The following is a 13,186-nucleotide window of genomic DNA, read 5'->3' as shown; positions in this document are numbered from 1 at the left end:
GGTCCCTACGGCAGCAGCTGCCGCAGCGCTTCGCGCGCGGCGGAGAACGAGAAATGCCGTTCGACGTTGGCGAGGCCGTTCGCCGACAGCCGCTTCCACAGCGCCGGATCGCGATACAGCCGCACGACGTCGGCGGCGAATGCGGCCGCCTCGTCGGCGACCAGCACGTCCTCGCCGGCACGCACGTACATGCCTTCGACCGCGGCGGTGGTCGCCACCACCGGCATGCCGTAGCTCATCGCCATGTTGACCTTGCCCTTGACGCCGGCGCCGTAGCGCAGCGGCGCGACCGAGATGCGGCAGCCGTCCATGTACGGAGCGATGTCCTCGATGTAGCCGTGCACCAGCACGTGTTCGTCGGCGAGCGCGCGGATCGCGTCCGGCACCTTGCTGCCGATCACGTGGAAATTCAGCTCCGGCAGCTCGGCGCGCACCAGCGGAAACACCTCGCGCACGAACCAGGTCACTGCATCGGTGTTCGGCGGATGCTGGAAACCGCCGACGAAGACCAGGTCGCGGCGCGCGTCGAACGGTCGGCGGCAGCCGTAGACCTCGTGCACGTTCGACAGCACCTCCACGCGCGCGCCGGGCGCTTCCTTGCCGAGCAGCTCCTGCTCGACCGGGCTGACCACCAGCGTCACGTCGCACTCGCGGATCAGTTTCAGCTCCTGCGCACGCGTCGCCGCGGCGTGGCGCGCGAGTTCGGGCTTGCCGGACAGCTCGGCCGCGCGCTGTTCGCGCAGGTAGTGCAGGTCGACCGTGTCGAACGCCAGCGTCGCCTGCGGCGCGTACAGGCGCACCAGGCCGACGTAGCTCGCCGCCACGTAGTGGCGCGACAGCACGATCAGGTCGAACTCGCGGCCGCGTTCGCGCAGCAGCGCGATCGGATCGGCCGCGTGCGCGCCGTACAGCGCCTCGACGCCGAGCTCCTGCAGCTCGGCCGTGTAGCGTTCGACCCAGGCGCGGTTGTCGGGCAGGAAACTGGTCTGGCAGCCGAGATCGGCCAGCACGCGCATCAGGTTGACCATGCGCAGCGAACCGGAATCCTGATCCGGCGTCGGCGTGGTCGCGTCGACGATCAGCACGCGCTTGCCGGCGCGATGCGTCGCCGCGCGCCCGATCGGCGTGCCGGGCGCGGGCTGGCGGGCGAGCGCGTCCTTCCACTTGTCCTGGAACTTCTCGCGATTGACGACCTGGTAGCGCTTGGTGCCGCTGGCCAGGTCGGTGCCCGAGGTGATGCCTTCGAAATGCACGACCGTCGAGGCCGGCTCGTAGTACACCTTCAGGCCGGCATCGCGTACGGCGAAGGCGAGATCGGTGTCCTCGTAGTAGGCAGGCGCGTAGCGGCGGTCGAACGCGCCGAGCCGCTCGAACAGGTCGCGGCCCAGCAGGATCGCCGCGCCCGAGCAGTAGTCGACTTCGCGGCGGAAGCCGTAGCGCGCGTCGGCCGGATCCTCGAAGCGGCCGTAGTTCCAGCCCGAGCCGTCGTCGAAAACGATGCCGCCGGCTTCCTGCAGGCGTCCGTCGGGATAGACCAGCTTGGCGCCGACCAGGCCGGCGTGCGGCGCCTGCTCGAGGCAGCGCACGAGCGCGTCGAGCCAGCCCGGCGTGACGACGGTATCGTTGTTGAGGAACAGGAGGTAGTCGCCGCGCGCGGCCGCCGCGCCGGCGTTGCACGAGCCGATGAAGCCGAGGTTCTCGGCGTTGCGCTGCGCGCGGATACCGGCGATCTCGGCCAGGCGCTGCGGCGTCGCGTCGCTGGAGCCGTCGTCGACGACGATCACCTCGAACGCGGTCGCGCCGGCGTGCGCGGCGATCGAGCGCAGGCAGGCGACCGTGTAGGCGATCTTGTTGTAGACCGGGATCACGATCGAGACGCGCGGCGTGGTGCTGCTCGGCACGGCGAACGGCGCGAAGTCGTCGCTGGGTTCGGCGTAGACGACGCGCGCCGGCGCCGGACCGCCGCCGCGACCGAATTCCTGCGCGATGCGCTTCACGGTGCCGGCGAGTCCGCGCTGGGCCAGGCTGCCGCGCACGCGGCCGGCGATGTTGCGCAGGTGCAGAGCGCGGTAGGCGAGGCTCGCGCGCAGGCTGCGCACGCCCGCGTTCGCGCGGCGCAGCGGCGCGGTGAGGCGCCAGGACGTGCTGGCGAGGATCTGTTCGTAGCGCGGCTTGACGTCCTGCAGTTCGCTGTCCAGGCGCAGCGCCCAGTCGGTGCGGTCCTTGAGTTCCTCGTGCAGGGCGTCGTGGGCGTCGTTGAGCTTCTTCAGCCGCTTGTGCGTCGCCGAAAGCTCGCGGTCGAGGCCGTGGCCCCAGTCGCCGCGCCGCGCGCTTTCCGCGGTCGCGACCGCCAGCTGCGCGCGCGCGTCGCGCTCGCGCTCGCGCAACTGCGCCAGCGTGTGCGCGAGCGCCGCGTCGTGCAGCGAAGCGGCATCGGTCGAATCGAGCGGATAGCGCACGCCGGCGCGCGGCGGCAGGTCGAGCAGGGTCGTGTACGCGCGCGCCGCTTCCGCGGTCGTGGCCGGTGCCAGGCCGGCGAGGCGGGCGCGCACGGCGGCGAGCGCATCGGGCCGGCGCGCGAGCGCGTCGACGCGCGCGACGATCGCCTCGACGTCGGCGTCGACCAGGAAGCCGTCGGCGCCGTCCTCGATGCGCTCGGCCAGCGCGCCGACGCGCGTGGCGATCACCGGCAGGCCGAGGCTGCGCATTTCCGACAGCGCGTAGCTGAACGTTTCCGCGACGGTCGGCAGCAGCAGCGCGGCATCCGGGCGGATTTCGCCGACCAGGCGCGGCAGCTCGTCGCGGCGATAGTCGAGCACGATGTGCAGGCCGTGTTCGCCGAACAGCGCGTGCGCGTCGCTGCCGGCGCCGAGCAGGAACAGCTCGGCGTGTTCGCGCAGACGCGGCACCGCCGCGCGCAGCAGTTCGGCGCCCTTGCCGCGGCGGATGCGGCCCGGCACCAGCAGGCGGAGCCGCTCGCGCGGCGGCGGCGATGCGGGTTGCGGGCTGCCGTCCGGCCACGGCGCGAGACCGTGCGCGATCACGTGCGCCGGCAGCGCGCCGAGTTCCGGCGCCAGGCGCAGATGGTTCGCCAGCGCCGAGCGGCTCGGCGCGATCAGCGTCGCTTCGGCTTCGCGCAGGGCGGCGACGGTCGCGTCGCGCAGGCGGCGCCAATGGCGTGGATCGCGTTCGGCGAACTCCGCGTCGTCGCCGTTGGCGGCGAGATCGGCGGCGCGCTGCGCTTCGTCGAAGGCGACGGCGGGATCGCCGAAATCGCGATGCAGGATCGGCCACAGCGGATAGTGGTCGTGGACGATGCAGTACAGCGGCAGCGAGGTGCGCAGCGCGTCGAGGCTGTGGCCGATCAGCGAGGACACGATCAGCGCGTCGACGCCGTAGTCGCGCAGCACGCCGGCGAGCAGGCGGCGATAAGTCGCGTCGCCGATCGCGGTGTCGGCGATCGGCCGCGGCAGCGGCCAGCGGCGCAGCGGCGGGCCGTTCATGGCGCCGTCGTGCAGCTCCAGCCATTCGCCGTGGCGGCGGTGCTTGAAGCGTCCGCGCGCGATCAGCACGAGATGATGCGCGGCGGAATCGGCGGCGGCGTAGTCGCGCACCCAGCGCTCGGCGCCACCGCCCCAGCCGTGCAGCACGTGCAGCAGCACGGGCTTGGCGTCGAGCCCCGGCTGCGCCGGCGCGAGACCGGCGGCCAGCGCGGCCGCGACCTGCTCGCGCAACGGATCGAGCGGCGAGGGCACGACCGCTTCGCGTGCCGGAGCATCGGCAGCGCCGGTTTCGACGTAGAGGTGATCCAGGCGCACCACGCGCAGCCCGCCCGCCTCGAGCGCGTCGCGCTCGCGCAGGCGGTCCGCGCCGAGTCTGGCGAGGCGCTCGCCGTGCCAGGCGGAGAGGGCCGGCAGGGCGTCGGGGAAATCCGCATCGTCGTCGATGCGGCGGGCGGAATAGGCGTAGCAGAGCGCGTCGACGCGATGCGCGTCCGCGGCGTGCTCGGCGGCCGTCCGCAACACGCCGCTGCGATCGGGGTCGAGGCTCGATTCGGTCAGCGGCAAGGCGCCGAGCACGTCGGGTCGATCGAGTGCGCGCAGCAACCGTTCGCCGGCGAAGCGCGGCAGGTCGAGGTCGGCGCGAACCAGAATCAGATGCTCGTGCGGGAAGGCGCGCGCGGCGGTGGCCAGCAGTTCCAGCGGATCGTCCGCGAGGTTCTGCGCGCCCGGTGCCGCCGCAGGCGTACCGAGCAGCGTGAACGCCGCCGCCCGAGGCAGGCGTTCGCGCAACGCGTCCAGCCGTTCCGGCGAGGCCGTGTCGGCCGCGTACACGCACACGCGCAACGGCGGCGCGGCGGGTTCGAGGCTGGGTCGTTCGGCCATACCGTCGCCGGCGGATGGCTTCGCGGCGATCGGCGTGACGTGCATCCGGGCTCCGTGTACGAAAGGCGCAAGCCTTGTGATTATCGCCGAGTTTGCCGGCCCGGCGCGAACCGTCTCGCCACGCGCGACGCGGCGCGGCTACACTGCGCGCGCCTCGATCCGGCTCCGGATCGCCCGAATTCCGCCTTCCGTTCCGTCTAGTGTGCCGCCGTAGCGAAATGAGCCACCGTCTTTTCCCGCGGGTTTTCTGAACGTGTTGCGCACGCTCTGGCGTCTGTTGCGGATTCCGTTCTGGATCGGTCTCGGTTTCGCGATCGGGTTCCTGGTTCCGTACACGTTCTATCTCGACCGCGAAGTGCGCAGCCGCTTCGACGACTTGTCGTGGGAATATCCGAGCCGCGTCTACGCACGATCGCTGCAGCTCGCACCGGGGTTGCCGCTGAGCGCGGAGGCGCTCGCGCTCGAGCTGGAGGCGGCGCGCTATCTCGACGACGCGGTGGCGCGCACGCCCGGCACCTTCCATCGCGACGGCGCGCGCTGGACGATCGCGCGGCGCGCGTTCATCTATCTCGACGGACGCGAGCGCGAGAAGCGCATCGCGGTCACCCTGGCCGGCGGTCGCGTCGGCGAACTGGTCGACGCCGACAGCGGCGCGGCGCTGGCCAGCGTGCGGCTGGAGCCGGCGCGCATCGCGACGCTGTACGGCACGCAGCAGGAGGACCGGCGCGTGGTGCAGCTCGGCGAGATTCCGCCGTTGCTGCTCGGCGGCCTGCAGGCGGTCGAGGATCGCGACTTCAAGCATCACCACGGCATCGACCTCGGCGCGATCCTGCGCGCGGCCTGGGCCAACCTGATCGCCGGACGCGTCGTGCAGGGCGGTTCGACCCTGACCCAGCAGCTGGTCAAGAACCTGTTCCTCGACCGCAGCCAGACGTTGATGCGCAAGCTCAACGAGGCGCTGCTGTCGCTGCTGATCGAGGCGCGCTACGACAAGCGGGCGATCCTCGAGGCCTATGTCAACGAGATCTTCCTCGGCCAGCAGGGCGGTCAGGCCGTGCATGGCTTCGCCGCGGCGAGCGAGTTCTACTTCGGCCGCGACGTGCGCACGTTGCAGGCGGCCGACATCGCGCTGCTGGTCGGCATGGTGCAGGGCCCAAGCCTGTACGACCCGCGCCGCAATCCCGAGCGCGCGCTGGCGCGGCGAAATCTGGTGCTCGGCATGTTCCGCAGCACCGGCCTGCTCGACGAGGCGAGCTACGCGGCGGCGGTCAAGCAGCCGATCGGCACGGCGGCGCAGGCGACGCTGCCGCGCGATCGCTATCCGGCTTTCCTCGATCTGGTCCGCCGCCAGCTCAAGCAGGACTACCCCGACACCGAACTGAACAGCGCCGGGCTCGCCATCCACACCACGCTGGCGCCGTCGGCGCAGGCGATGGCCGAGGATGCGGTCGACAAGGCGCTGACCGGGCTCGGACAGCGTGGCGACTCGGTCGAGTCGGCCGTCGTCGTCACCGGCGCGCGCGACGGCGAGGTGCAGGCGATGATCGGCAGCCGCAACGTCGACGAGCCCGGCTTCAACCGCGCGCTCGACGCGCTGCGGCCGATCGGCTCGCTGGTGAAGCCGTTCGTCAACCTGGTCGCGCTGGCGCAACCGCAGCGCTACTCGCTGGCGACACCGGTCGACGACACCACCGTCGACATGGCGCAGCCGAACGGGCAGCGCTGGCAGCCGCAGAACGACGACCGCCAGACGCACGGCCAGGTGCTGCTGATCGACGCGCTGGTGCGCAGCTTCAACCTGGCGACCGTACACCTCGGCCTGCGCGTCGGCGTCGACCGCGTGCGCGGATTCCTGCAATCCTTCGGGCTCGGCCGCGAGATCAATCCCAATCCTTCGCTCCTGCTCGGCGCGGTCGAGCTGAGCCCGTTCGACGTGGCGCGGCTGTACCAATACCTCGCCGCCGATGGCCACGCGATCCCGCTGCGCGCGCTGCGCGGCGTGCTCGACGCGCAGGGTCGGCCGCTGACGCGCTACGCGGTCAAGCCGGGCGGCGGCGACTACACCACCGCGACGCGCCTGGTCATCTACGCGATGCAGCAGGTCGCGGTCAGCGGCACGGCGCGCTCGATCACCGAGGCGGGCCTGGGCAATCTGCGTGCGGCCGGCAAGACCGGCACCAGCGACACGCAGCGCGACTCCTGGTTCGCCGGCTTCACCGGCAGCACGCTGGCGGTCGCCTGGGTCGGCCGCGACGACAACAAGCCGACGCGGCTGATGGGCTCGACCGGCGCCTTGCGCATCTGGATCGAATTGATGAAGCGCCTGCCGACCGCGCCGCTGTCGGTGCCGCAGGACGGCATCGAGCGGGTCTGGGTCAGCGCCGAAGGCAAGCGTTCCGACTCGGCCTGCTCGGGCGCGCGCGAGCTGCCGTTCGCCAGCGGCTACGCGCCGACCGACGAGGAGCATTGCCCGCTCGACCAGCTCAAGCAGTTCTTCGGCGGCGACGGCGGCTGACGTGCGAGAATCGGGGTTGGTTTTCGGTAGCGACGAATGAACATGAAGCTTCGCAACATCGGTTTTTCGATCGCCGTGGTGTTGTCCGGTTGCGCGCAACCGCCGCCGGCGCCGGAGGTCAAGCCGACGGTGACGGTCGATCCGGTCGCCGCGGTCAAGGCGATCCGCGCCGCCGGCGAGGGGCTCGATTCGGCGGTGCAGGTGCAGCCGCTGCGCGATCCGGCCATCGACGGTTTCCTCGCCAAGGCGCACACGGCGGAGGCGGCCAGGGACTACGCCGGCGCGATCGCCGCGGCGAATTCCGCGTTGAAGCTGGCGCCGGATGCGCCGGACATCCTGCAGTATGTCGCCGAGCTCGAGATCGCGCGCGGCAACTGGCTGCCGGCCGAGCAGACCGCGATCAAGAGCTTCACGCTCGGCCCGAAAGTCGGCAGCCTGTGCGCGCGCAACTGGCAGACCGTGGTCGAGGCGCGCACCGCGCTGAACGACGCGGCCACGGTGGCGCAGGCCAAGCAGCGCCTGAAGGAATGCCGCGTGGCGCCGCGTCTGCGGATGTGACGCTCGGGGAAAAGCGGGACGCGGATCAGCGCGGATCGACACGGATCAAGCGATTTTTCTGATGCACACGCTTTATCCGTTTTCATCCGTCCAATCCGCGTCAAAGCCTTTTCTTCCCGTCGACGCAGGCCGCGAACCATCGCGAATCAAGATGTTCCTGAACTCAAGCACTCGCCCCGCGTTCATCCGCGTCGATCCGCGTCCAAAGCTCTTTTCCGCTGATGATCGACACGCAACCCGCCACTAGCGCGGCCGATCTGCTCGGCCCCGAAGGCCCGTTCGCGCGCGAAGTGCCCGGCTTCGCGCCGCGTGCTTCGCAGCAGTCGATGGCGGCGGCGGTGGAGGAGGCGATCGACGAGCGGCAGATGCTCGTCGCCGAGGCCGGCACCGGGACTGGCAAGACCTTCGCCTACCTGGTGCCTGCGCTGACGTCGGGGCGGCGCGTGATCGTTTCCACCGGCACCAAGACCTTGCAGGACCAGCTGTTCCATCGCGACCTGCCGCAGGTGCGCAGCGTGCTCGGTGCGCGTCTGTCGGCGGCGTTGCTGAAGGGACGCGCGAACTATCTGTGCCTGCACCGGCTCGACCAGGCGCGTCAGGAAGGGCGCTTCGCCAGCCGCGAGCAGGTCGCCCAGTTGCAGGCGATCCACGTCTGGTCGACGCGCACCGCGTCCGGCGATCGCGCGGAACTTGCCGAGGTGGCGGAAGACTCGCCGCTGTGGCCGCGCGTGACCTCGACGACCGAGAACTGCCTCGGCGCCGAATGTCCGCTGTTCGGCGACTGCTTCGTGGTCAAGGCGCGGCGCGCGGCGCAGGAGGCCGATCTCGTCGTCGTCAACCACCACTTGCTGTTCGCGGACCTGGCGATCAAGCAGGAAGGCTTCGGCGAGATCCTGCCCGGCGCGCACGCGTTCATCCTGGACGAGGCACATCAGATTCCGGAGCTGGCCGGCCAGTTCTTCTCGACCACCTTGTCGGCGCGCCAGCTGACCGAACTCGGCGGCGACGCGGTGGCCGAATGCGCGAACGTCAGCGGCGCGTTCGCTTCGCTGCAGGCGCCGATCGACGCCTTGAACGCGACGATCAAGCGACTGCGGCTCGCGCTCGACCGCTTCCCGGCCAAGGGCGCGTTCACCCTGATCGAACGCGACGTCGAGGTCGAGCGCGAGCTGGAGACGCTGCGCAGCGCATTGAACGAATTCAACGAGGTCGTCGGCAAGCACGCCGAACGCAGCCGCGGCCTCGCCAGCCTCGCCGAGCGTGCGGCGGAGCACGCGGCCAAGCTCACCCACCTGACCGACGGCGGCACGCGCGACGCGGTGCATTGGTACGAGCTGTCGACGCACGGTTTCGCCTTCCACGCCACGCCGCTCGACCTCGCCGCGCCGCTGCGCGAGCTGCGCGAGCAGAGCCGCGCCGCGTGGATCTTCACCTCGGCGACGCTGTCGGTCGCCGGCCGCTTCGACCATTTCGCGCGCCAGCTCGGGCTCGACGATCCGGTCACCTTGAACCTCGACAGTCCGTTCGACTACGCGCGCCAGGCGCTGGCCTATCTGCCGCAGGGGCTGCCGGATCCGAGCGCGGCGGACTACGTCGATCGCGTCGTCGACGCCGCGGTGCCGATGCTCGAAGCCTCGCGCGGCCGCGCGTTCCTGCTGTTCACCTCGCATCGCGCGCTCCGCCGCGCGGCGGAGCTGCTGCCGCTGCGCGTGGGATTTCCGCTGTTCGTGCAGGGCACCGCGCCGCGACATCGCCTGCTCACCGAATTCCGCGCATCCGGCAACGGCGTGCTGCTCGGCGCGGCGAGCTTCTGGGAAGGCGTCGACGTCGCCGGCGAGGCGCTCAGCCTGGTCGTCATCGACAAGCTGCCGTTCGCCGCGCCGGACGATCCGGTGCTGGTCGCGCGCCTCGACGCGCTGCGCGAGGCCGGCGGCAATCCGTTCGCCGACTGGCAGATCCCGGCTGCGGTGATCGCGCTGAAGCAGGGCGCCGGCCGGCTGATCCGCGACGTGCACGATCGCGGCGTGCTGATGCTGTGCGATCCGCGCCTGACCTCGCGCGGCTACGGGCGCATCTTCCTGTCCAGCCTGCCGCCGCTGCCGCGCACGCGCTCGCTGGCCGATGCCTCAGCGTTCTTCGTGACAAAAAGTTCATCGGTGACGTAAGTCATCGTACGAAAAAGAACATACGTCCGCGTACGGCATTCGTCGTTGCAGAGCAGCGTGACGAAGTCGCTCCGAATCGGATTGAATGTGGGACTTTCTGCACATTTCGGCGCCCGAGCCGGAGTGTTACAACCACTGCACCAAAGCCTCCTGGGTTTCCACTTTGGTTCATTTACAGCTGCGCGACGAAGCAGGGACGTCGCTGTGGCTCCGTTTTGTCGCGTTCCGCGTCGGAGAGCAATCGAGATGAAGAAGTTGGTTCACGTAAATGCGCTGGCCTCGGCCGTCGGCGTGGCGTTGATGGGCATCGGCTTGTCGTCGTCGGTGACGGCGGCGCAGCCCAGCCTGGAAGCTGCGGTTTCGACCACGGCGGAAGTGAGCAGCATCGGCCAGTACATCGTCACGTTCGCCGAGTCGGGCCTGCTCCGCTACGAAGGCGGCGCGAGGAACGGCGCGCAGGAACTCAGCGCCACCGCGCCGAAGAAGCTCGGCGTGCGCAAGCTCGACGCGCAGTCGCCGGCGGCCAAGGCGTACGCCTCCTATCTCGACGCGCAGCGCACGGCGCACGTCACCGAGATCGAGAATCGACTGGGACGCCCGCTCGACATCACCCACACCTACGGCGTGATCCGCAACGGCATCGCCGTGAGCCTGAGCCCTAACGAACTGGCCGCGGTCGCCGCGACGCCGGGCGTGGTCTCGGTCAAGCCGGTCAAGCTCTACTCGCCCGATACGTTCCGCGGCCCGAAGTTCATCGGCGCGAACACGATCTGGGACGGCAGCAACGTGCCCGGCGGCGTCGGCGTGATGGGCAAGGGCATCAAGGTCGGCATCATCGACATGGGTGCGAACAGCCAGCATCCGTCGTTCGCCAACGACGAGACCTGCGGCTTCAATGCGACCGACAAGAAGCTGTACGCATTCGACTGCAACACGAGCTCGGCGGGACATTGCACCGGCCCGAACCCCGAGGCACCGGCGGGCGCGGACGAAGGCTTCAGCCACGGCGTGCACACCGCCAGCACCGCGGCAGGCAACACCCTCGACAACACCGCGACACCGCCGCCTGATCTGCCGGACGGCGTGACGATGTCCGGCGTGGCGCCGTGCGCGACGGTGTACTCCTATCGCGTCTCCAACGCCTCCGGCAGTCTGCCGGGCTCGGCGATCAGCGCCGCGATCGAGGCGATCGTCACCGACGGTCTCGACGTCGCCAACTTCTCGATCGGACCGACCTGTGGCGGCGGCTCGCCGTGGAACGACGACGACCGCGACTTCCTCGACGCGATCGACGCCGACGTGTTCATCGCCGCCTCGGCCGGCAACACGCGCGCGAACTGCACCAGCCCGGTCGGCCGCGTGTCGCACGTGGGTCCGTGGATGCTGACGGTGGCCGCCTCGACGCAGGACCAGACCATCGGCCAGGGCACGTTCAAGGTGACCGGCCCCGGCACCGTGCCGCCGCTGCTGCAGAGCTTCGGCGGCACCAAGGGCACCACCACCAACATGGATCAGGTCGACGACCTGACCGGCTATCCGTTCCGCACCTATCCGACCAACATCGCCGGCTGTACGGCGACCGGCGGATTCCCGGCGAACTACTTCCAGGGCGCGATCGCGGTGATCCGTCGCGGCGCGACGCCGCCGGCGACCGAGGCCTGCAACTTCTCCGAGAAGATCAACAACGCGGCCGGCGCCGGTGCGGTCATGGTCGTCATCGCCAACAACAAGAACGACGCGCAGGGCATCGACACGACCGGTTCGACGTTGCCGTCGTTCAAGATCAACGACCTGGCGACCTCCGATGCGCTGATCGCCTTCGTCAACGCCAACAACGGCGCGCCGGTCGACCCGGACGTGGTCTTCGCCAACGGCTTCGAGGACGTGGTCGCCAGCGGTACGGTCGGCGATTTCGTCAAGGGCGCTTCGCTGGTCACGGTGCAGGGCGACGTGCTCGGCTCCTTCAGCTTCCGCGGACCGACCTCCGGCGCCGCGGCCGACGTCACCAAGCCGGACATCACCGCTCCCGGCGTGAACATCTACGCTGCCGGCCGCGCAGCCGACAACAGCTACCTGTTCATGGGCGGCACGTCGATGGCCAGCCCGCACGTGGCGGGCGCGGCGACGCTGGTTCGCGAGATCCATCCGGACTGGACCGTGGCGGAAGTGAAGTCGGCGCTGATGACGACCTCGTTCCAGGCCGGCTTCCAGGAAGACGGCACGACGCAGTGGACGCCCGATCAGGTCGGCAGCGGTCGCGTCGATCTGACCAAGGCGGCGAAGGTGGGCCTGACGCTGGACGAGACCTATCAGCGCTTCGTCGACGCGAATCCGAGCGGCGGCACGGTGGCGGTGAAGGACCTCAACATCCCGTCCGTGCGCAATTCGAATTGCCAGACGACCTGCACCTGGACGCGTACGGTCAAGAACCGGCTGGCGACCTCGGGCAGTTGGAACGCGACCGCGACCGGCAACGGCTTCGGCCTGACGGTGTCGCCGTCGAGCTTCACGCTGGCTCCGGGCGAGACGAAGGAGCTGACCATCACCGCGAACCTCACTGCCGCCCTGCCGGTGATCTCGTTCGGTCAGGTCGACCTGGTCGAGGCGAACGGCCAGTCTCCGAGCCAGCACATCACGGCGGCGGTGAAGGGAACGGTGGATGCCGGCAACGCTGTCGACCTGCAGGTCGACACCTTCAGCAGCGGCGGCTTCAACCTGCTCGGTAGCGCGACTTCCAATCCGCCGCTGCAGTTCCTCTGGCTCAATCGCTTCACGCCGGACCCGGCAAGCTATCCGATCACGCTGACCTCGCTGGAGACGATCTTCGGCAGTCAGACCAGCAGCGGCTCCGACGGCGCCGTGATGGGCGAGACCTTCGACTATTACGTCTTCCAAGACAACGACACCAATCCGGCCAATGGCGCGACCTTGGTCGGCAAGGTCGAAGGCGCGGCGGTGACCGTGCTCGACGACATGCAGTCGGTCACGATTCCGAGCCCCGGCATTACGCTGAACGGCCCGGGCGACGTTCTGATCGGCATCGTCAACCGCGGTCGTCAAGGCCATTATCCGGCCAGCGCGGATATGGGACCGGACGCGCAGCGCTCGTGGATCAGCGGCATCAACATCATCACCGCCGGCGATCCAAACCTTGCGACGCTGAACCTGCAAAAGACCAGCGCCGCCGTGTCCGGATTCACATTCAACTGGATCATCCGCGGCCACGGCACGTCCGCGGCAGGACAGCCGATCCACCTGCAGTAAGCGTTCGATTCAGAGTCGTCCTTTGACGAGCCGGCGTGGATTTCCACGCCGGCTTTTTCTTTTTCGGACAAACCGTTCGAAGAGCGTCATTCCCTGCTTCCAGGGCAGCGACGGGGAAGATTTGCTGCGGCGCGCCATGCGCGGTGGCCCATGCGTGACCATTCGCCCGCGTACTGCCACCGGTTGGCGGCATATTCGAGCCAGTGCTATAACCCGCCGTGAGCGTCCTGGGTCTTTAGCTTCGTCACGTCCGCGAACACCGCGCCGAAACGGCGCGGTGTTCCGGGTTTTTTGGCTGC

5 protein-coding genes are annotated in these 13,186 nt (G+C 69.7%); 4 read left to right on the top strand and 1 reads right to left on the bottom strand.

Translation table 11 applies throughout. From position 1 onward, the window contains the following. Positions 1–5: 5 nt before the first annotated feature. A complete protein-coding gene (locus J7520_RS17545) occupies positions 6–4,430 on the bottom strand; it encodes a glycosyltransferase (protein ID WP_291191159.1) in 4,425 nt (1,474 codons plus the stop codon). Between the two features lie 208 nt (positions 4,431–4,638). On the opposite strand from J7520_RS17545, the gene mrcB reads away from it, so the two are divergent. The 4 genes from mrcB to J7520_RS17525 all read left to right on the top strand — a co-directional run bounded on the left by mrcB (position 4,639) and on the right by J7520_RS17525 (position 12,887). Further along, positions 4,639–6,900: a penicillin-binding protein 1B gene (gene mrcB, locus J7520_RS17540; RefSeq protein ID WP_291191156.1), complete on the top strand. Its 2,262-nt coding sequence runs from the start codon at positions 4,639–4,641 to the stop codon at positions 6,898–6,900. Between the two features lie 42 nt (positions 6,901–6,942). Continuing rightward, the gene (locus tag J7520_RS17535; protein WP_291191153.1) at positions 6,943–7,458 is read left to right on the top strand and encodes a tetratricopeptide repeat protein; all 516 of its coding nucleotides are present in this window, start codon (positions 6,943–6,945) and stop codon (positions 7,456–7,458) included. A 221-nt stretch (positions 7,459–7,679) separates the two neighbouring features. Further along, positions 7,680–9,623 carry an ATP-dependent DNA helicase gene (locus J7520_RS17530; protein ID WP_291191150.1) on the top strand — a complete coding sequence of 648 codons (1,944 nt, stop codon included), beginning with the start codon at positions 7,680–7,682 and terminating at the stop codon, positions 9,621–9,623. Positions 9,624–9,869: 246 nt separating this feature from the next. Then, positions 9,870–12,887: a S8 family serine peptidase gene (locus tag J7520_RS17525; protein ID WP_291191147.1), complete on the top strand. Its 3,018-nt coding sequence runs from the start codon at positions 9,870–9,872 to the stop codon at positions 12,885–12,887. Positions 12,888–13,186: the final 299 nt, after the last annotated feature.

This window comes from Dokdonella sp., from assembly GCF_017744955.1.
In the GTDB taxonomy this organism is placed as follows: Bacteria; Pseudomonadota; Gammaproteobacteria; order Xanthomonadales; family Rhodanobacteraceae; genus Dokdonella_A.
Note: the sequence above shows the minus strand (reverse complement) of the source record. Positions and strands in the feature narration are given on the sequence as shown.

What these genes read in the sequence shown, in the direction of transcription:
- J7520_RS17545 (WP_291191159.1), bottom strand. Translation starts at nt 4,430, where the DNA reads ATGCACGTCACGCCGATCGCCGCGAAGCCATCCGCCGGCGACGGTATG.
- J7520_RS17535 (WP_291191153.1), top strand. Translation starts at nt 6,943, where the DNA reads ATGAAGCTTCGCAACATCGGTTTTTCGATCGCCGTGGTGTTGTCCGGT.
- J7520_RS17530 (WP_291191150.1), top strand. Translation starts at nt 7,680, where the DNA reads ATGATCGACACGCAACCCGCCACTAGCGCGGCCGATCTGCTCGGCCCC.
- J7520_RS17525 (WP_291191147.1), top strand. Translation starts at nt 9,870, where the DNA reads ATGAAGAAGTTGGTTCACGTAAATGCGCTGGCCTCGGCCGTCGGCGTG.